This is a genomic window from Pseudomonas alloputida, from assembly GCF_021283545.2.
Lineage (GTDB): Bacteria > Pseudomonadota > Gammaproteobacteria > Pseudomonadales > Pseudomonadaceae > Aquipseudomonas > Aquipseudomonas alloputida.
This window is the reverse complement of the sequence record NZ_CP128540.1, coordinates 839,912-857,995: the sequence shown is the minus strand read 5'-3', so window position 1 is coordinate 857,995 and position 18,084 is coordinate 839,912. Positions and strand designations below refer to the sequence as shown.

The following is an 18,084-nucleotide window of genomic DNA, read 5'->3' as shown; positions in this document are numbered from 1 at the left end:
CATCCCCGTTGGCGCTGGTCGCAAACGCCCTCGGGGGGCTACTTTGGAGAAACAAAATGACTGAATTCACTCTGAACGCCCAAGCGCGTACTGACCTGGGGAAAGGTGCGAGCCGCCGCCTGCGTCACTCCGCGAACATCCCAGCCGTTGTCTACGGTGGTAACCAGGACGCCCAGTCCCTGACCATCCTGGCCAAGGAAATCACCAAACTGTTCGAAAACGAGGCTGCCTTCAGCCACGTTCTGGAACTGAACGTCGACGGTGCCAAGCAAAACGTCGTGGTCAAGGCCCTGCAGCGCCACCCGGCCAAAGGCTTCATCATGCACGCCGACTTCGTTCGCGTCGTTGCTGGCCAGAAGCTGACCGCCAAGGTTCCGGTTCACTTCATCAACGAAGAAGCCCCGGTCAAGAAAGGCGGCGAGATCTCCCACGTTGAGTCCGAGATCGAAGTTTCCTGCGAAGCCAAGGACCTGCCTGAGTTCATCGAAGTCGACCTGGCCAACGCTGAAATCGGCACCATCATCCACCTGTCGGACCTGAAAGCTCCGAAAGGCGTAGAGTTCGTCGCTCTGGCCCACGGTGATGACAAAGCTGTTGCCAACGTTCACGCTCCACGCGTTGCTCCAGAAGCAGAAGGCGCTGCCGAGTAATCCACTCGCACGCCGGCGTTGATCGGGTTACAGTGCCGCGCGCACTGTAACCCACCAACTCCAAGGAAGAGCCCCTGACGTGACCGCCATCCAGTTGATCGTTGGCCTGGGTAACCCCGGCCCCGAATACGAACAGACCCGGCATAACGCAGGGGCTCTTTTCGTTGAACGCCTTGCCAGCGCCCAGCGTGTTTCGCTGACCGCTGACAAAAAGTATTTCGGCCTGACGGCTAAATTCAGCCATCAGGGCAACGACGTTCGTTTGTTGATCCCCACCACCTACATGAACCGCAGCGGCCAGTCCGTAGCGGCCTTGGCCAATTTCTTCCGCATCAAGCCGGAAGCGATACTGGTGGCACACGACGAACTCGATCTGCCCCCGGGCGTTGCCAAGCTCAAGCGCGGCGGCGGCCATGGTGGGCACAACGGCCTGCGCGACATCATCGCGCAGCTCGGCAACCAGAACGACTTCCACCGCCTGCGGCTTGGCATCGGCCACCCGGGTGACGCCAAACTGGTATCCAACTTCGTCCTGGGCCGCGCGCCGCGCGCCGAGCAGGAGAAGCTCGACGCCAGCATCGATTTTGCCCTCGGCGTGCTGCCGGACGTGCTTGCCGGCGATTTCGCCAAGGCGATGCGCGAGCTGCACAGCCAGAAGGCCTGATTTCCTTTAGAGAGGGGAATACCCATGGGTTTCAATTGCGGCATCGTCGGCCTGCCCAACGTCGGCAAGTCCACCCTGTTCAACGCCCTGACCAAGTCTGGCATCGCGGCGGAGAATTTCCCTTTCTGCACCATCGAGCCGAACAGCGGCATCGTGCCCATGCCCGACGCTCGCCTGGCTGCGCTGGCTGAAATCGTCAAGCCAAACCGCATCCTGCCGACCACCATGGAATTCGTCGACATCGCCGGCCTGGTTGCCGGTGCCTCGAAAGGCGAAGGCCTGGGCAACAAGTTCCTCGCCAACATCCGCGAGACCGACGCCATTGCCCACGTGGTGCGCTGCTTCGAAGACGAGAACGTGATCCACGTTTCCAACAGCGTCGACCCCAAGCGTGACATCGAGATCATCGACCTCGAACTGATCTTCGCCGACCTCGACAGCTGCGAAAAGCAACTGCAGAAGGTAGCCCGCAACGCCAAGGGCGGCGACAAGGACGCCTTGGCGCAAAAGGCCATTCTGGAAAAGCTGATTCCACACTTTACCGAAGGCAAGCCTGCGCGCAGCCTGATGAAGCACATGGCTGACGACGAAAAGGCCGTCATCCGTGGCTTCCACTTGCTGACCAGCAAACCGGTGATGTACATCGCCAACGTGGCCGAAGACGGCTTCGACAACAACCCGCACCTGGACGTGGTCAAGGCCATTGCCGAGGAAGAAGGCGCGGTAGTGGTGCCGGTGTGCAACAAGATCGAAGCGGAAATCGCCGAGCTGGAAGACGGTGAAGAGAAGGACATGTTCCTCGAGGCCCTGGGCCTGGAAGAGCCTGGCCTGAACCGCGTGATCCGCGCCGGTTACGAGTTGCTGAACCTGCAGACCTACTTCACTGCCGGCGTGCAGGAAGTACGCGCCTGGACCGTTCGCGTCGGTGCCACTGCCCCGCAGGCAGCCGGCGTTATCCACACCGACTTCGAAAAAGGCTTCATCCGCGCTGAAGTGGTGGCCTATGACGACTTCATCCAGTTCAAGGGTGAAGCCGGTGCCAAGGAAGCCGGTAAGTGGCGTCTGGAAGGCAAAGACTACATCGTCAAAGACGGCGACGTGATGCACTTCCGCTTTAACGTCTAAGCGGTAACCTGCAGCACACACAAACCCCTTGAGGCTTGCGCTTCAAGGGGTTTTGTTTTGCCCAGACATGCGCGCCCTTGGCAGGGGCGGCCTTGCGTCGTGCCAGGCCGCAAAGCGGCCCCCGCCTTCAGCATCTAAGCTGAGGTTCAGCGCCCTTCTCGCCCAGAGCCGACACCATGCCCCAACCCACTCGTTTCGACTGGCAACGCTGGTTACCCGGCCTGGTCACCCTGCTCCACTACAAGGCAGCCTGGCTACCCAAGGACATCGCCGCCGGCCTGGTGCTCACCACCATGCTCGTGCCTGTGGGCATCGCCTACGCCGAGGCTTCCGGCGTCCCCGGTATCTATGGCCTGTACGCTACCATCATCCCCCTGCTGGCCTATGCCCTGTTCGGTCCCAGCCGTATCCTGGTGCTGGGCCCGGACTCGGCGCTGGCCGCGCCTATCCTGGCTGTGGTGGTGCAATACGCCGCCAGCGACCCGCAGCGGGCGATCGCCATCGCCAGCATGATGGCGCTGGTCGCCGGGGCGTTCTGTGTGATTGCCGGGCTGCTGCGCCTGGGCTTTATCACCGAGTTGCTGTCCAAGCCCATCCGCTATGGGTACATGAACGGCATCGCCCTGACCGTATTGATCAGCCAGTTGCCCAAGCTTTTCGGCATCAAAGTCGACAGCGAAGGCCCCTTGCGCGACCTTTGGTACTTGGGCCAGGCGCTATACGCCGGCCAAGGGCACTGGCCAAGCTTTGTCGTGGGTGCCGGTAGCCTGGCGCTGATTCTGCTGCTCAAACCGTTCAAGCGCCTGCCGGGCATCCTGATCGCCGTGGTACTGGCGACGCTGGCAGTGAGCGTGTTCAACCTCGATCAGATGGGCGTCAAGGTACTCGGGCAATTGCCTCAGGGCCTGCCCGGCTTCGTCTTCCCCTGGGTCAGCGACATTGACCTGGTCGAGGTGCTACTGGGCGGGATTGCAGTGGCGCTGGTGTCGTTCGCCGACACCAGTGTGCTGTCACGCTCCTATGCCGCGCGCCTCAAGATGCGGGTAAACCCCAACCAGGAAATGTTCGGTCTGGGCGTGGCCAACGTGGCCTCGGGGCTGTTTCAGGGCATCCCGATCAGCAGCAGTTCGTCACGCACCCCAGTGGCCGAAGCTGCCGGCTCGCAGACCCAGCTCACCGGCATCATCGGCGCCCTGGCGGTAACCCTGTTGCTGCTGGTAGCGCCCAATCTGATGCAGCACCTGCCTAACAGCGCTTTGGCTGCGGTGGTGATTGCCGCTGCACTGGGGCTGTTCGAATTTGCCGACCTCAAGCGTATCTTCCGCATGCAGCAGTGGGAGTTCTGGCTGTCGTTCACCTGCTTTGTCGGCGTGGCGGTGTTCGGCGCCATTCCCGGTATCTGCATTGCAGTGGCGGTGTCGGTGATCGAGTTCCTGTGGGACGGCTGGCGGCCGCATTACGCAGTGCTCGGCCGGGCCGATGGGCTGCGCGGCTACCATGACATACAGCGTTATCCACAGGCCCGGCGTATTCCAGGGCTGGTGCTGCTGCGCTGGGACGCGCCGTTGTTCTTTGCCAACGCCGAGCAGTTCCAGAACACAGTGATGGCGGCGGTGGACGCGTCGCCAACGCCTGTGCAGCGGGTGGTAATTGCCGCTGAGCCTGTGACCAGTATCGATATCACTTCGGCGGACATGCTGGCCGAGCTGGACCGGGCATTGGAGGCGCGGGGGGTGGAGTTGCAGTTCGCCGAAATGAAGGACCCGGTGAAGGACAAGATGCGCCAGTTCGAGTTGTTCGAACATATGGGGGAGAAGGCTTTTCATCCGACGGTGGGCGCCGCGGTGGATGCCTATCTGGAAGAGAGTGGGGTTGATTGGCAGCCCTGAATTGCCTGGAGAGCGGGCTTAACCGCGAAGAAGCCCGCGCCGACTCCGAAGCCGGTCAATCCAGATCAACATGGCGCTGGCATACACCGACACCGCCAGAAACAGCGCCATACGCACCGCAAATGCCTTGTACACATCCTGCCCACCTGCACTGTCCTGCACCGACTGCCCCAGCAAGATCAACATGGTCGTCAGGCAACTGACCCAGTACGCCGGGCTCTGCCGGCTCGGCACCGCCTGGTACAGGCGCCGAGCCTGCCAAAGGGCGAACAGCAGTACCCACAAGAAGAACATCCACAGGTGAACGAACAGGCTCAGCGCTACCCACAGCGCTATCGCCAACACCCCGGCAAGCAAGGTTGAACCGATCAGCTCCCGGCTGGCGTGCCGCGCGCGGGTTTCGCCTGCTTGTTGCCCCACACTCACGGCCTTCATGATCAACGGCATGTACTGATCAGGGGCGATCAATGCCAGCAGAAAGGCCGGCATCACGATCAACGTGGCACGCAGCGCCACCCAGCTGACATGCTCGCTACCCAGCAGCGGCGGCACCGGCGGTGCTGGCGCATTGGCAGGTTCGGGGAACAACGTATGCACCACCGACGTGCCCAGCACTGCCAGCAGCATGCCTTTGGCCAGCGCTTCGACCACCGACAATGCCAGGGTGAAGTCACTGGTGCCGGCAGCAGCGATCATGGTCAGGCCGACCACCAGCAGGTTGGCCAGCAGGCCGTTGCCGCCCTTCAGCGCATAGCGCAAGGTCAGGAAAACACCCACCCCGACCAGTAACACCCCGGCCAACGGAGCATGGCGCAACAGCGGAATCAGCAGCAACCCGCTGCCGCAAGCGAGCAGCACCAGTAGCGCAAGGGCCGGTTCTGCACGCAGGGGCAATGGCTGACTGCGCATGGCCAGCAACAGCACCGCAAACACCGGCGCCAGGATCGGCACCGGCAAGCCGATACCAAAGCTCACCGCCAGGCACAGCGCCACGCCCCAGGCCAGGCGCAGTGCGCGCAGGCGGCGCAATTCAATAGGCATACGACAGCCAGCTCATCAGCCACATGAACAACCGGCCCAGCAGGTTCAGTGGGTTGCCTTCGCTAGGCAGGGCCATGACCTCGGCCTGCCCACCGACCCGCAGCACGGTCTTGTCCTGAAGCTGATCGCGCTCCAGTTCGATAATCACCGGAAAGCGCTGCGCCGAACGCAGCCACTCGCGGCTATTCTGCACGGTCGGCAGCGTACCCGGCGGCGTGCTCTGCCCCACGCTCACGCCATAGCCAATGCTGCGTATACGCCCTTTCAACACGGTGCCCGGTAGCGCATCGAGCACCACCAGCACCGGGGTTTCAGGGCGCAAGCGACCGAGGTTGTTCTCGGTCATGTCGGCACTTATCCACACGTCATGGATACTGATCAGGGTCATCATCGGGCTACCTGCCCCGACATAGTGGCCAACGTCTGTGCGCAGGTCGGTGATCAGGCCGTTTGCGTCGGCACGCACCACAGTACGGGCAAGGTCCAGGCGGGCCTTTTCCAAATTGGCCGCGGCACTGCGCAGTTGGGCGTTGTCTTCCTGTGCCCCGCCCTGCTGCTCACGGGCGCGCTCCACCTCGGCGCGGGCCGCCGCCACTTGGCTGATGGCCTGGTCACGGGTGGCCTGGGCGCCTTCCAGACGGCGCACCGACACCGTACCGGGGTCTTCGTCAATCAGCCGTTTGAGGCGCTCGGCGTCCTGCCGCGCCTTGCGTTCGTTGGCCTGGGCGGCCACCAGCGCTGCTTGCGCCGAATCGATACCAGCGGTACTGGCGCCGATCTGCCGCCGCACGGTATCGAGGTCGGCTTCGGCACGGGCCAAGGCAATGCGGTACTGCTCCTGATCGAGTTCGAACAGCACATCGCCCTGGCGCACCTCCTGGTTGTTGCCTACGGCCACACGCTTGATCTGCCCGGCCACTTCGGCGGCCACCGGGACTACGTAAGCCTGCAGGCGAGCTTGCTGGGTGTACGGCGTATAGCGGTCAGCCAGCAAGTACCAGAGCAGGCTGACGGCAATCAGCAGCAGCACCCAGCGTATGCCGCGATCCGGGGCTGATGGGGGCGGCGTTGGCGTGGCGTCGCTCATTCGGTTTCACCTTGTGCATGCGCGGTGGGGGCTGGCTCGTCGAGCAACTCGCCCCAGTCGGTGCGTTGCTGCATTTGCTGGCGGGTGGCCGGGTCGATCGGCGCGCGGCTGGCGTCCCAACCACCGCCCAGGGCCTTGTACAACGTCACCAGGCTGCTGACCGCGTTGCCACGGCTGACCAGGTAGCCGTCCTGTTGCTGCAACAGCAGTTGCTGAGCATCGAGCACCCGCTGAAAATCGGCGAAGCCTTCGCGATACTGCGAGCTGGCCAGATTCAGCGAGCGCTGTGCAGCCTGAGAGGCCTGCTCGCGAATGGTTGCACTCTGCAGCGAGCGCACCAGCCCGCTGGCAGCATCGTCGGCCTCACGGGCGGCTTCGCGCACGCCCTGCTGGTACAACTCGATCAGTTGCTGTAACCGAGCATCTTCCACACGTACGGTGTTCTTGCGCCGGCCATAGTCGAACGGGTTCCAGATCAGGCTTGGGCCAGCCGCCAGGTCGAAGGTGTCGGGCAGATGATTGGCCGATAGGAAGGTCCAGCCGATACTGCCGAGCAAGCTCAGCTGTGGATAAAGATCGGCCTCGGCCACCCCGACCAGCGCCGACTGCGCCGCCACTGCCTGCTCGGCGGCGCGGATGTCCGGGCGGCGCTGCAGCAGGCTGGCAGGTACATCCTGCAACACTGCCCGGTTGGGCAAGGGCAGTTGGCCATGCCCGGCCTCCAGCTGCGGCAGCGGCCCGGGCGGGCGGCCAAGCAGCGAGCACAGTATGTTGCGCAGGGCGTTGAGCTGGTTCTCGAACTCGGGAATGGTGGCCAGGGTCGCCAGGTATTGAGTACGCGCCTGCTGCCAGTCGAGCTCGTCGTTTTCGCCGTGGCGGAACAACCGCTCGGTAATCTCCAGGCTACGCGCCTGGCGCTTGGCGTTCTCTTGTGCGATCGCCAGCCGCGCTTCGGCGGTACGCAGGGCAAAGTAGGTGTCGGCCACTTGCGCACGCAGCAGCAGCATGGCATCGGCGTAGTTGGCCTGGGAGGCGAAGTAGACGGCATCGGCGCTTTCGATGGCGCGACTGAAGCGGCCCCAGAAGTCAATTTCCCAGCCGATGTCGAAGCCCACGCTGGATTGCCAGAACACCGAATCACGGGCCGAAGGCGTACCAGACTGATCCTGCTTCAGGTACAGGCTTTGCGCACTCAGTTGCTGCAGCTGCGGATAACGCCCGGTCTGCACGATGGCCAACTGGGCACGGGCTTCAGCGATACGCAGGCCAGCCACGCGCAGGTTGGTGTTGTTGGCATCGGCCTCGGCTATCAGCGCGTCCAGGGTCGAGTCGGCAAACACCGCCCACCACTGACGCAGGTCGGGCGCCGCCGCGCTGCGCCCTGCCTGCTCGATCATGGGCGTGCTCCAACCGTCCAGCCACGGCGCTTGGGGCTTCTCGAAATCCGGACCAACCTGAGTGCAACCGGCCAGCACCATCAGCAGCCCCAGGCCATAGCAGCGGTTGGGCATGGCTCAGGCGGCAGGGGGTGCCGGTTGCTCCGGCACCTGCAGCGCAACCCATTGCCAGAACAGCACGTACGTCACGCCGAGGATTACCGGGCCGATAAACAAGCCGATGATGCCTTTGACCACCATGCCACCTAATGCCCCGATCAGTACCACCGGCATCGGTACATCAACCCCGCGCCCCAGCAGCAGCGGTTTGAGCACGTTGTCGGCAAGGCCGGCGACGAAGGTGTAGATGGCAAAAATGATGGTCGCCACCGTGAAGCCTTCGGCGTTGAACACATAAATGATCACCGGCAAGGTCACCAGCGTCGCCGGGGCCTGTGCAATGCCCAGCATGAGGATGACGATGGCCAGCATCCCGGCACCGGGAACACCTTTTACGACAAAGCCGACACCGATCAGCAACATCTGGATGAAGGCAATGCCGATCACCCCTTGCGCCACCGCGCGAATGGTGGCCGTGCACAGCGTGGCCAAGGGTTTACCGCGCTCTGCGCCTGAAACCCGCATGGCGATGCGTTGGGTAGCGATTTCACCTCGTTCACCGAAGGCCATGATGACCCCGGAAATGATGATTGCGCCGATGAACAGAAGGAAGGCCCCGCCGGCGCTCGCCGCAGCGCCCAGCACCGTTAGCCCGGCCCCCTTGATCTGGGGCATCCACTGATTCAGTACACTGGCCATGTTTTCGGAGGCCGCCAACCACAGCGCGTGCACCTTCGGCCCGATCAGTGGCCAGGCCGCCACGGAATCAGGCGGGACCGGTACGCTCCAGGCGCCGCTCTTGAGTAGCGTCACCAGGCTGTCCACCGATTCGCCGATGGACATCACCACCAGGTAGATAGGCACCAGCAGCAGCACCAGAACCAATAGCACCACCAGCGTCGCCGCATAGCCTTGCTTGAGCCCGGTGCGGTGCTGGATGCGGCAATGCAACGGGTACAAGGTGACCGCCAGAATCACCGCCCACAGCATCAACTCCAGGAACGGCTGGAACACCTGGAAGGCGAAGATCACCAAGGCTGCCACCAGACCGGCCTTGATGAGCACATCGAGCAAGCCCCGCGAAAGGGCGCTGTCCAACTTGAAACTCGACTGCATGATTCATCTCCCGATATTCAGTGCACCAGCACGGCGCAGTTCACTGCCCCGTTTCAGGGGATGCCTGCACAGGGCTGTCATCGTGCAGCTGCCGCGCCAAGGCCATCATGACCAAGGGCACCACCGCCATCGACAAGGTGATGGCCAGCACCAGCAGGTCGTGTACTGCTTGCGTGAGCACTTGGTGCTCCAGCGCCAGCTTGAACACCACGAAGGCGAACTCGCCCCCCGAAGCCAGCACAACGCCCAGGCAGAGCGCCTGGGACTTGTTGAGCCCACCCATCGTGCGCCCCAGGCCATACAACAAGGGCAGCTTGATGGCGACCAGCAGCAACGTCAGGCCCAACACCATCAGCGGCATGCCGAACAGCAGGCGCAAGTCGGCACTCATACCTACGCCAACGAAGAACAATCCAAGAAACAGGCCTTTGATCGGCTCGATCTGGGTTTCCAGTTCGTGGCGAAACGGCGACTCGGCCATCAGCACACCGGCCAGGAAGGCCCCCAGCGCCATCGACACACCCACATGCTCCATCAACCAAGCGGTGCCCAGCACGACCAGCAAGGCCGTGGCGGTCGACAGTTCAGGCAGGCCCGAACCCACCGTCCACTTGAATATCGGGGTCAGCAGATAACGGCCAAAAACAATCAGCACACCAATGCCGACAACCACAGCCAGCAAGGGCCAGGCACCTTCGTCAGCAGTGCTGACATCGCCACCGAGCAGCGGCACCACGGCAATCAAGGGAATGGCGGCAATGTCCTGGAACAGCAGGATGGCCACGGCCATGCGGCCATGAGGTTTGCCCAGGTCCTTGCGCTCGGCCAGTACCTGCAAGCCAAAGGCAGTGGACGACAGCGCCAGGCCCAGGCCCAGCACGATGGCGGCAGGTTTCGATTGGTCGAACAGCCAGAATGCCAGTAGCCCAAGCAGCACAGCGGTCAGCCCCACTTGCAAGCTGCCGACGCCAAATAGCGCCCGGCGCATGGTCCACAGACGCTTTGGGGACAGCTCCAGGCCAATCACGAACAACAGCATGACCACGCCCATTTCCGACAGCCGCGCCACGTTGTCCGGGTTGCCGAGCAGGCCAAACACCGACGGACCAATCAGGATACCCGCCAACAGGTATCCCGGTACTGCGCCCATTTTCAGACGCTGCGCCAGCGGTACCAGAAGTACCACCGCCAAAAGGAATACCACCGTCGCCTGCAACAGGCTGCCGTCATGTGGCATGAGCTCGTACCTTCGCAGCTCCCTGCTGGGAGGGGTTCAGAAGCGTTCTTCGACGAACTTGAACGGGTAGGCGACTGCCTTGTACTTGCCGATCTTGCCGCGTTTGGGCAGCTTCACCTGCTGGTCGCGGGTTATGTCCTTGTAGGGAATACGGCTGAGCAGGTGGCTGATGATATTCAGCCGGGCGCGACGTTTGTCGTTGGAATTGGCCATGAACCACGGTGCCCAAGCGGTATCCGACGCCTGGAACATTTCGTCACGCGCTTGGGTGTATTCATCCCAGCGGCTATACGACTTGAGGTCCATCGGCGACAACTTCCACAGCTTGCGGCCGTCGTTGATGCGGTCCTGCAGGCGCCGGGTCTGCTCATCGGCGCTGACTTCAAGCCAGTACTTGATGAGGATGATCCCTGAATCGACCATGACCCTTTCGAACCCGGGTACTCCGGTCAGAAACTTGTCCACTTGCTCGCCAGAGCAAAAGCCCATTACCCGCTCAACGCCCGCACGGTTGTACCAGCTGCGATCGAAGATCACCACTTCACCCGCCGCAGGCAGATGGCCCAGGTAACGCTGCACGTACATCTGGGTCTTTTCCCGCTCGGTCGGTGCGGGCAGCGCCACTACACGAAACACCCGCGGGCTGACACGCTCGGTAATGGCCTTGATGGTGCCGCCCTTGCCGGCGCCATCGCGGCCTTCGAAGACAATGCATACCTTCAGGCCCTTGGCGACCACCCACTCCTGTAGCTTCACCAACTCTACATGCAGGTTCTTGAGCGCTTTTTCGTACGCCTTACCGCCCAGTTTTTCTGGCTGTTTTTTGGGGGGCTTCCTGGACGGCTTCGACATGACACGCTCCTGAAGGCTAATGAAGAGTGAGTATGGTCGATTAATGCCAGTTTGCCGCTTCGCTTGCAGATTGATGTGGGGGCTGTCGTGCAGCCCCCAGAAGGCACTATTTGGCCAGCTTGTTGTAGCTGGTCATCAGGTTGCGGTAGTCCGGGATATGGTTGGAGAACAGGGTACCCAGCCCTTCGATGTCGTTGCGCCAGTCACGGTGCAGTTCGCAGGCCACGCCGAACCAGGTCATCAGTTGCGCCCCGGCAGCCTCCATGCGTCGCCAGGCCGAGTCACGGGTCAGTTCGTTGAACGTGCCAGAGGCGTCGGTGACGACGAATACCTCGAAGCCCTCCTCCAATGCCGACAGGGCCGGGAAGGCCACGCATACTTCAGTGACCACACCAGCAATCAGCAGCTGCTTCTTGCCGGTGGCTTTTACCGCTTTGACGAAATCTTCGTTGTCCCAGGCATTGATGTTGCCCGGGCGTGCAATGTAGGGGGCATCAGGGAACTGCTCTTTCAGTTCCGGCACCAGTGGGCCGTTGGGCCCCGTCTCGAAACTGGTGGTGAGGATGGTCGGCAACTTGAAGTATTTGGCCAGGTCGGACAGGGCCAACACGTTGTTCTTGAAGCGGTCGGGGTCGATGTCCCTTACCAGCGAGAGCAAACCGGTCTGATGGTCGACCAGCAGTACGGCTGCGTTGTTCTTGTCCAGACGCTTGTATTGGAAGGCCACAGTGGATCTCCTTGCTTCAGCGGGTTGGGAGTATCAGCGTAGGCAAGGATGGAGGGTGGGAGAGACCGTCAGTCGGCTTGCCTGTACTGCCCTGTGCCCCATCAGTTCACAAATTTCTGAACTGATTATTTGCCGCCAGCGATTTTTCCCCTCGCCCACCGCCACCAGAATCGCTTCACCACAATCACAAAAAAACCGTGAGGCCACTCCCGTGGACCAGACACTTCAAGTGCGGCAAGCCGCCGCCGACCTCGTCGCGGCGTTCGCCAGCAACGACACCGCCCGCTATTTCGCTTGCTTCAGCGAAGACGCCACCTTTCTGTTCCACACCTTGCCGTATCCGCTGCTGTCGCGTCGCGCCTATGAAGAGCTGTGGGCCCAGTGGCAGGCCGAGGGCTTTACCGTGCTTGCCTGCGAATCGGGCAACGCCCATGTAAGCCTGCAAGGCGACGTGGCTGTGTTCATGCACGATGTGGCCACGCATATCCGCATCGGCGGTGAAGAGCACCCGTTGAGCGAGCGCGAGACCATCGTCTTCCGTCGCCATGGTGACCAGTGGCTGGCCTGCCACGAGCACCTGTCGGTCGTAACGCCGGCCTGATCACCCTTTACGCGGCGCTGCCGCCCTGCCATCGCACCCACAAGAAGGCCCGCGCACTGCGCTGGCTACAACAACCGCGCTGGAGCACCACCATGAGCCACTCGACCGGTATCGAGACCAACGGCGTCGAACAGATCCCCGCCGATCAACGCGACGCCTCCCCGCTAGACCTGTTCCGCCTGATCTTCGGCGGTGCCAATACCTTCGCTACCGCCGTACTGGGCAGCTTCCCGGTGCTTTTCGGGTTGTCATTCCAGGCGGGTGTGTGGGCGATTCTGCTTGGCGTTGGCATCGGCGCGCTGATCCTTGCACCGATGGGGCTGTTTGGCGCGCTTAACGGCACCAACAACGCTGTTTCATCGGGCGCGCACTTTGGCGTACACGGGCGCATCGTCGGCTCGTTCCTGTCGCTGCTTACGGCGGTGGCGTTTTTCTCGCTCTCGGTGTGGAGCTCGGGCGATGCGTTGGTCGGTGGTGCCAAGCGCCTGGCCGGCCTGCCAGAGACCGACCTGACCCTCGGCCTGGCCTATGGTTTGTTCGCGGTGCTGGTCCTGGTGGTATGCATCTTTGGCTTCCGCTTCATGCTGTGGGTCAACAAGATTGCCGTTTGGGCCTCGAGCCTGCTGTTCCTGCTGGGCATCGTCGCCTTTGCCGGGCCCTTCGATGCCGGCTACGCAGGCAGCGTCAACCTTGGCCAGGCAGGCTTCTGGGCTGCGTTCGTCGGCGCGGCGATCCTGGCCATGAGCAACCCGGTGTCGTTTGGCGCCTTCCTGGGTGACTGGTCGCGCTACATTCCACGCGAAACCCCCAAGGCACGCATCATGCTGGCAGTGATCGCGGCACAGGGGGCGACGCTGATTCCGTTCCTGTTCGGCCTGTGTACGGCCACCTTGGTCGCCACCCAGGCGCCGGACTACATTGCCGCCAACAACTATGTCGGCGGCCTGCTGGCAGTTGCCCCTAGCTGGTTCTTCCTGCCGGTGTGCCTGATTGCGGTGATCGGCGGCATGTCCACCGGCACCACCGCGCTGTATGGCACCGGCCTGGACATGTCCAGCGTGTTCCCGCGCCTGCTCAGCCGTGCTGGCGCTACGCTGCTGATCGGCGTGCTGGCGATTGGCTTCATCTTCATTGGCCGCTTCACCTTCAACCTCGTGCAGAGCGTATCGACCTTTGCCGTGCTGATCATTACCTGCACCAGCCCGTGGATGGTGATCATGATCCTTGGCCTGATTACCCGCCGCGGCTTCTACCACGCCGACGACCTGCAGGTATTCACCCGCGGCCAGCGTGGTGGCCACTACTGGTTCCTGCACGGCTGGAACTGGCGCGGCATGGGGGCGTGGATCCCCAGCGCGGCGGTTGGCCTGTGCTTCGTCAACCTGCCGGGGCAGTTCGTCGGCCCACTGGGTGACCTGGCGGGCGGCATCGACCTGAGCCTGCCGGTCACGCTGGGGCTGGCTGGCGTGCTGTACCTGCTGTTGCTCAACCTGTTCCCTGAACCTGCTGGCGTTTATGGCCCCCTGGGCCCGCGATGGGTGCGTTGCAAAAGCACCGCGCATACGCCTGTGACCACCGCCGAAATGGCCTGACTGGAAACCGATCATGACCACTTCCCACTATATCGCCGGCCATTGGGTCGAAGGCCAAGGCAGCGACTGCATCAGCGTCAACGACCCTGCGCTGGGGCAACCGTTCGCCGAGCTGATGGCCGCCAGCGTGAGCCAGGTCGACCAGGCCGTCGCCGCTGCCCGCAGCGCCCTGCCCGCCTGGAAAAGCACCTGCGCCAGTGAACGTGCCGCCTTCCTGCGTGGTTTTGCCGAACAGCTCGGGCAGCGCCGCGAAGCGCTTGTCACCGTGCAGATGCGCAATAACGGCAAACCGCGTCACGAAGCGGAGATTGACCTGGATGACGCCATCGCCACCTTTGGCTATTACGCCGAGCTGGCCGAGCAGCTGCCATCGAAAAACCGCACCGTGCCCCTGGCTGCGCCGGGTTTCACCGCCCGCACCCGCCTTGAACCGGTGGGCGTGGTCGGCCTGATCGTGCCGTGGAACTTCCCGTTGGTGACCAGCGCCTGGAAACTTGCCCCGGCCCTGGCCGCCGGTTGCACCGTGGTGCTCAAGCCTTCAGAGGTCACCCCGCTGATCGAGCAGGCCTACGGCCAGATCGCCGACGCCCTGGGGTTGCCCGCCGGGGTGCTGAACATCGTCAACGGCAAGGCCGAGACCGGCGCCGCGCTGAGCAATCACAACGGCCTGGACAAGTTGTCCTTCACCGGTAGCAACAGCGTCGGCAGCCAAGTGATGCGCAGCGCTTCGGCGCAGTGCCGGCCGGTGACGCTGGAACTGGGTGGCAAGTCGGCCATCGTGGTGTTCGATGATTGCGATGTCGACCAGGCAGTGGAATGGATTGTTGCCGGCATCAGCTGGAATGCCGGCCAGATGTGTTCGGCCACATCGCGGCTGCTGGTGCAGGACGGCATTGCCGATGCACTGCTGCCGCGCTTGCAGGCGGCACTGGAAAACCTGCGGGTGGGTAATCCTTTGACCGAAGAGGTCGACATGGGCCCGCTGACCAGCCAGGCGCAATGGCTGAAGGTGGCCAGCTACTTTGCCACGGCGCGGGAAGAAGGTTTGCAGTGCCTGGCTGGCGGCCATGCACTGGACCGTGAAGGCTGGTTCGTCAGCCCGACGCTGTATACCGATGTGCCGAAAGACAGCCGCCTGTGGACCGAGGAAATCTTTGGCCCGGTGCTCTGCGCATGGCGCTTTGCCACCGAGGAACAGGCCATTGCCGAAGCCAATGACAGCCGCTTCGGGCTGGTGGCTACAGTATGCTCCGCCGACCTGGAACGCGCCGAGCGCGTGGCCGATGCGCTGGAGGTTGGCCATGTGTGGATCAACTCGGTGCAGGCGGTGTTCGTCGAAACGTCCTGGGGGGGCACCAAGGGCAGCGGGATCGGCCGTGAGCTGGGGCCTTGGGGGTTGTCGGCCTATCAGTCGATCAAGCATGTAACCCGCTGTCTGGGCTGATATCGCAAGGGGTCGCGTTATGGCACCGGCTCTGCCGGTGTTCGCGGGTAAACCCGTTCCTACAGCGGCCTGTGTCCAAACTCCGGTGTGTGTCCACCCCCGCTCCTACCAGCTGGACTGCCCCCCGATGCCTACATCGACTCGTCAGCCGGACGCGCGCCCTCCTGCACCAGCACCATGCTCTGCGGCGAAGACAGTGGAATGCCTTCATCACGCAACCGGCCAAGAATGGTGAACAGCAGGTCGCTGCGTGCTCCCGATACCTGCCGCGGCCCGGCCACATAGCCACTCACACCAATCACCATACCGCTGGCCGTCAGGTCCTTGAACGACACCGAGGCAGCTGGCGCATCCAGAATCGCCTCATGCTCATGGTAAGCCGCCAGCAGCAGCTCCCGGACGCGGTTGGCATCAGTCTCCAGCGGCAGTGTCAAGGTAATGCTGACCACGCCCAGCGCATTGCCCATGGTCACGTTGCGCACGTTCTGCGAGATGAACTGCGAATTGGGCACGATCACCGTGGAACGGTCAGACATCTGGATCTCGGTGGCGCGGACATTGATGCGGCGGATATCACCCTCGACACCCGCCAGGCTGACCCAGTCGCCGACCTTCACCGGGCGCTCGGTCAGCAGGATCAGGCCGGAAATGAAGTTCTGCACGATCTGCTGCAAACCGAAACCGATACCGACCGACAGGGCACTGACCACCCAGGTCAGGCTGGTGAGGTTGATACGCAAGGTCGACATCACCAACATGGCCAGGAACAGGAAACCCAGGTAACCCACCAGGGTCACCAGCGAGGCCCGCATGCCGGCGTCCATCTCGGTTTCCGGCAGCAGGCGGTCGCTCAGCCAGCGCTTGACCACACGGATGGCGAACAGGCCACCGAGGAAGATCGCCAAGGCCAGCAGGATGTCCTGCGGCACGATGTTCAGGTTGCCGAGCACCTTGCCGCCGGTCCCATCCCAGTCGCCCAGACTCAACAGCAATTCGCTAGGGCTGGTACCCGACGGCATCAACACCAGCAGCAGTGCCAGGAACAGCACGACAGTGCGGCCGATGCCGGCCAGTATGGTGCTGGCCTGCGCCTGATGGCGAGGCGCCAGGCCCAGGGTCGACGCCAGTGCCAGGCCACCGGGCTGTCGGGGCGACAGCAGGGTTTCGCACAGGTCGCCGAAGAAGGTGGTCAGCAAGTAGGCACAGGTGATCACCAGGCTGACCCACAACAGCTTGGCGGTGAGGAAATAGGCGAGTGTCAGGTAGCCGGTGAGCAGTGCCAGCAGGATCAACGTCAGCCAGATGACCATCACGAACGGGATCAGCCCGGCCAGGCCCGTCGGGCGCTCCAGGTCATGCTTGCGCAGGGTGCGGCGGTAACACAGCAGCGCGCCTGCAAAGGTGAGCGCCACCACCAGCGCGGTCAGCCCGTTGACGGCCACCGTCAGCGCCAGGCTGGCACCGATCACGCTGTTCATGCGCTCCATGGTCATCATGACCATCAGTGCCAATGCCAGCACCTTCGGGAACCAGCCCAGCGCACTGGCGACTTCGTCGTGGATCGCCGGCAACCGCCAGGACGGACGCTGCAGCATCAGCATGGCGCGGCCCAGGCCTGTGATGAAGGCACTGAACACCACCAGGGTAAGAATGTGATTGGTCAGGCTGGTGATATCCGAACCCAATCGCGCATTGCTTTCCAGCCCCCAGCGCAGCAAAGACACCGAGCCGGCGATGGTGCCCAGGGTTGCCAGGCTAACGCCCAGAGCCAAGGCGCTGCGGCGCAGGCGGCCCTCCGGCAACCAACGGATCATGGCACTGGCCAGCAAGCGTTCAAGCACGCGCCGTACCAACGTCCACACCAGAATCGCCGCCACCAGGCTGGCAACGAACAGCCAGCGGTTTTCGGCGCTGAAGGCGCTGCTGATGGCGTCGGCCGCCTCCCCGCGCAGGTCACGCAGGCGCGCTACGTCGTCCTGGGTGGGGCGGATGATGCTCTGCCAGAACGCCGGGCTCAGCGGCGAGGCTGCGCGGCTGGTGATTTGCGAGTTGAACTGGCTGCGGCGCAGGTTGACGATTTGCGTGGACAGGTCACGGGCCGACTGGGTCAGCTTGGTGGCCTGATCCTGCTGGGCTACCAGCGCCTTTTTCTCGGCCTCCAGCGCTTTGCGCTGCTGCGTCAGGGTAGCGGCCTCGTCCGGCTGGGCCGGGCCGATGACCTTCAGCTGGTCGTCGAGTTTTCCCACATCGGCAGTGCGCAGCGCACTCAATGCATCAGCTTGACGCTGAACCTGCATCGCGCCCAGGCGCAGTTGCGACAGCACGTCGTCGTTAGCCTCGCTGGTGACGCCTTGGCGGATGAGGTCCAAGCGGTCGCTCAGTTGTTCGAGGCTGGCGTTTTCGTCCAGTGCGGGCGCCTCGGCAGCCGCCAGGTTGGACAATGGCGTGGCCGGGGCCGACCAGGCCGGGCTGACAAGCAACAGCATCAGGGCCAGCAGGGCAATCAGACCTGGGCAATAACGGGCAAGGCTGACACGCCTCATCGAATATTCCTCTTTGCAAT

General features: G+C 63.0%; 15 protein-coding genes. 7 read left to right on the top strand and 8 right to left on the bottom strand.

Features of this window, described 5'->3' with window-relative positions:
- Positions 1 to 56 precede the first annotated feature (56 nt).
- The 4 genes from LU682_RS03900 to LU682_RS03885 all read left to right on the top strand — a co-directional run bounded on the left by LU682_RS03900 (position 57) and on the right by LU682_RS03885 (position 4,328).
- On the top strand, positions 57 to 650 hold the full coding sequence (locus LU682_RS03900) for a 50S ribosomal protein L25/general stress protein Ctc (RefSeq protein ID WP_049586382.1): 594 nt from the start codon (positions 57 to 59) through the stop codon (positions 648 to 650).
- 79 nt (positions 651 to 729) lie between these two features.
- Positions 730 to 1,314, top strand: coding sequence for an aminoacyl-tRNA hydrolase (gene pth / locus LU682_RS03895; protein ID WP_003247413.1), 585 nt, complete (start codon positions 730 to 732; stop codon positions 1,312 to 1,314).
- 24 nt (positions 1,315 to 1,338) lie between these two features.
- Positions 1,339 to 2,439: a redox-regulated ATPase YchF gene (gene ychF / locus LU682_RS03890; RefSeq protein WP_003247414.1), complete on the top strand. Its 1,101-nt coding sequence runs from the start codon at positions 1,339 to 1,341 to the stop codon at positions 2,437 to 2,439.
- Between the two features lie 176 nt (positions 2,440 to 2,615).
- On the top strand, positions 2,616 to 4,328 hold the full coding sequence (locus LU682_RS03885) for a SulP family inorganic anion transporter (protein ID WP_010951966.1): 1,713 nt from the start codon (positions 2,616 to 2,618) through the stop codon (positions 4,326 to 4,328).
- Positions 4,329 to 4,346: 18 nt separating this feature from the next.
- On the opposite strand, the gene LU682_RS03880 is transcribed toward LU682_RS03885, so the two are convergent.
- The 7 genes from LU682_RS03880 to ycaC form a co-directional block, all read right to left on the bottom strand.
- Complete coding sequence (locus LU682_RS03880) at positions 4,347 to 5,369, bottom strand: DUF2955 domain-containing protein (protein ID WP_232914930.1); 1,023 nt, start codon at positions 5,367 to 5,369, stop codon at positions 4,347 to 4,349.
- On the bottom strand, positions 5,359 to 6,456 hold the full coding sequence (locus tag LU682_RS03875; RefSeq protein WP_010951964.1) for an HlyD family secretion protein: 1,098 nt from the start codon (positions 6,454 to 6,456) through the stop codon (positions 5,359 to 5,361). Before LU682_RS03875 ends, LU682_RS03880 begins: the two co-directional genes overlap by 11 nt.
- Entirely contained in the window at positions 6,453 to 7,967 is a 1,515-nt protein-coding gene (locus LU682_RS03870) for an efflux transporter outer membrane subunit (protein ID WP_010951963.1), read from the bottom strand. Before LU682_RS03870 ends, LU682_RS03875 begins: the two co-directional genes overlap by 4 nt.
- 3 nt (positions 7,968 to 7,970) lie before the next feature.
- Positions 7,971 to 9,068: an AI-2E family transporter gene (locus tag LU682_RS03865; protein WP_010951962.1), complete on the bottom strand. Its 1,098-nt coding sequence runs from the start codon at positions 9,066 to 9,068 to the stop codon at positions 7,971 to 7,973.
- A 40-nt stretch (positions 9,069 to 9,108) separates the two neighbouring features.
- A complete protein-coding gene (locus LU682_RS03860) occupies positions 9,109 to 10,305 on the bottom strand; it encodes a monovalent cation:proton antiporter-2 (CPA2) family protein (RefSeq protein WP_010951961.1) in 1,197 nt (398 codons plus the stop codon).
- Positions 10,306 to 10,341: 36 nt separating this feature from the next.
- Positions 10,342 to 11,157: a polyphosphate kinase 2 gene (gene ppk2, locus LU682_RS03855; RefSeq protein WP_010951960.1), complete on the bottom strand. Its 816-nt coding sequence runs from the start codon at positions 11,155 to 11,157 to the stop codon at positions 10,342 to 10,344.
- Between the two features lie 106 nt (positions 11,158 to 11,263).
- Positions 11,264 to 11,884 (bottom strand): isochorismate family cysteine hydrolase YcaC, encoded by a 621-nt coding sequence (gene ycaC, locus LU682_RS03850; protein WP_010951959.1) that lies wholly within the window; start codon positions 11,882 to 11,884, stop codon positions 11,264 to 11,266.
- Between the two features lie 211 nt (positions 11,885 to 12,095).
- Here ycaC and LU682_RS03845 point away from each other — a divergent pair, with 211 nt between their 5' ends.
- From LU682_RS03845 to LU682_RS03835, 3 genes are all read left to right on the top strand, one after another.
- Positions 12,096 to 12,485, top strand: coding sequence for a nuclear transport factor 2 family protein (locus tag LU682_RS03845; RefSeq protein WP_049586379.1), 390 nt, complete (start codon positions 12,096 to 12,098; stop codon positions 12,483 to 12,485).
- Between the two features lie 92 nt (positions 12,486 to 12,577).
- On the top strand, positions 12,578 to 14,077 hold the full coding sequence (locus LU682_RS03840; RefSeq protein ID WP_010951957.1) for a purine-cytosine permease family protein: 1,500 nt from the start codon (positions 12,578 to 12,580) through the stop codon (positions 14,075 to 14,077).
- Between the two features lie 13 nt (positions 14,078 to 14,090).
- Positions 14,091 to 15,521 (top strand): aldehyde dehydrogenase family protein, encoded by a 1,431-nt coding sequence (locus tag LU682_RS03835; protein WP_060489542.1) that lies wholly within the window; start codon positions 14,091 to 14,093, stop codon positions 15,519 to 15,521.
- Positions 15,522 to 15,652: 131 nt separating this feature from the next.
- On the opposite strand, the gene LU682_RS03830 is transcribed toward LU682_RS03835, so the two are convergent.
- Entirely contained in the window at positions 15,653 to 18,064 is a 2,412-nt protein-coding gene (locus LU682_RS03830; protein WP_049586377.1) for a DUF3772 domain-containing protein, read from the bottom strand.
- Positions 18,065 to 18,084: the final 20 nt, after the last annotated feature.

Excerpts from the sequence above, each read along its gene's own strand:
- LU682_RS03900 (WP_049586382.1), top strand. The coding sequence starts at position 57 with ATGACTGAATTCACTCTGAACGCCCAAGCGCGTACTGACCTGGGGAAA.
- ychF (WP_003247414.1), top strand. The coding sequence starts at position 1,339 with ATGGGTTTCAATTGCGGCATCGTCGGCCTGCCCAACGTCGGCAAGTCC.
- LU682_RS03885 (WP_010951966.1), top strand. The coding sequence starts at position 2,616 with ATGCCCCAACCCACTCGTTTCGACTGGCAACGCTGGTTACCCGGCCTG.
- LU682_RS03880 (WP_232914930.1), bottom strand. The coding sequence starts at position 5,369 with ATGCCTATTGAATTGCGCCGCCTGCGCGCACTGCGCCTGGCCTGGGGC.
- LU682_RS03875 (WP_010951964.1), bottom strand. The coding sequence starts at position 6,456 with ATGAGCGACGCCACGCCAACGCCGCCCCCATCAGCCCCGGATCGCGGC.
- LU682_RS03870 (WP_010951963.1), bottom strand. The coding sequence starts at position 7,967 with ATGCCCAACCGCTGCTATGGCCTGGGGCTGCTGATGGTGCTGGCCGGT.
- LU682_RS03865 (WP_010951962.1), bottom strand. The coding sequence starts at position 9,068 with ATGCAGTCGAGTTTCAAGTTGGACAGCGCCCTTTCGCGGGGCTTGCTC.
- LU682_RS03860 (WP_010951961.1), bottom strand. The coding sequence starts at position 10,305 with ATGCCACATGACGGCAGCCTGTTGCAGGCGACGGTGGTATTCCTTTTG.
- ppk2 (WP_010951960.1), bottom strand. The coding sequence starts at position 11,157 with ATGTCGAAGCCGTCCAGGAAGCCCCCCAAAAAACAGCCAGAAAAACTG.
- LU682_RS03840 (WP_010951957.1), top strand. The coding sequence starts at position 12,578 with ATGAGCCACTCGACCGGTATCGAGACCAACGGCGTCGAACAGATCCCC.
- LU682_RS03835 (WP_060489542.1), top strand. The coding sequence starts at position 14,091 with ATGACCACTTCCCACTATATCGCCGGCCATTGGGTCGAAGGCCAAGGC.
- LU682_RS03830 (WP_049586377.1), bottom strand. The coding sequence starts at position 18,064 with ATGAGGCGTGTCAGCCTTGCCCGTTATTGCCCAGGTCTGATTGCCCTG.